Source organism: Endozoicomonas sp. ALB091, from assembly GCF_049310265.1.
Taxonomy (GTDB): domain Bacteria; phylum Pseudomonadota; class Gammaproteobacteria; order Pseudomonadales; family Endozoicomonadaceae; genus Endozoicomonas.
Genome location: NZ_JBLYNQ010000005.1, coordinates 1 through 1,045 on the forward strand (window position 1 = coordinate 1; position 1,045 = coordinate 1,045).

Annotated in this window: 1 protein-coding gene; it reads right to left on the reverse strand. The window is 49.6% G+C overall.

Going from position 1 to position 1,045, the window contains the following annotated elements; all coding sequences use genetic code 11:
- The coding region (locus tag ACO6UX_RS07020; protein ID WP_422446173.1) for a GP88 family protein at positions 1-989 on the reverse strand (989 nt) is incomplete at its 3' end.
- Positions 990-1,045 lie beyond the last annotated feature (56 nt).

Here is a 1,045-nt window from a genome sequence, read left to right on the forward strand (position 1 = left end):
CCGATATGGCTTCCAGCTTCATCTTCTGATGCTTCTGCATTTCCTTTTTCTGCTCTGGCGTCAGCAGATGCCCGAACCGCAGATAGGATTTTGTCCAGGTCTCCAAGGAGCTTTGCAGATGCCTTTTTGCCTCCATACTTTTCAGGTTCATTCTCTATCTCCTGTTTCAGTTCTTTCAGATTCTTTTCAAAAGGCGCATCCGTAAAAGCCTGCATCACCTTTTTAGTAACATTCCCTGCAAAGCAACCCATCCCACCATAACGGTCACAGGAGGTGCAGTTGAAATTCTTCTTCGGATCAGTAGGGTGTTCGATCTTCTTCCAGCCACCGTCAATCGGGCAGACCCGCTTCATGGCATCCTTGCCCAGCATCCGGCGCAGGGTAGCCTTATCCGACAACACCTTCTGCCCCTGCTTAATGGGCAGAATCACCATGATCCTGTCTAAGTTTGACCTTGCAAATTCAATATCGTTCGGACTGCCGTCAAACACCATCGCCAATGCCAGGTCGGGGTGAGCCGCTGCCATATCGAAATTAGTGTTATCCACGGAAAGAGCTGCCCAGTTTTGCGCTGGAATCTGGCGTAAAAACTCAGGATTCTTACTGAATATCTGTAAGCGAATACCGTCCTTGTTCATCTGTTTAATGAACGGCAGCCACGCCTGCGAACCATCGCCCATATCAAACAATCGCAGGGCTTTATCCTGATAATACTCTGCGGTGCTTTTATAGTTGACTGCTGCCAGCTTGGCGGTACGAACCGGATTGTTTTCTACTGCCCAGTTCACCACTTCAGATTTAATCAACGGATTGCTGAACCGGTAATTTCCCTTTGTGGCGTAGCAGAACGTGGCACAGGCTTTACTGGGCAGGCAATCCACAAAGCTGCCGTTAATGCTGTTCTGGGGTTTTCCTGCATGACCCATAACATCCTCGGAATGCAGATAACGCCAGAGTCCGGCTTCCCCTTCCTGCTTCAGGGCTTTCATCAAGCTACTGCTTTCCTTTGCAGACAACAGCGACCGGTAATCCACCTCACGCCCAA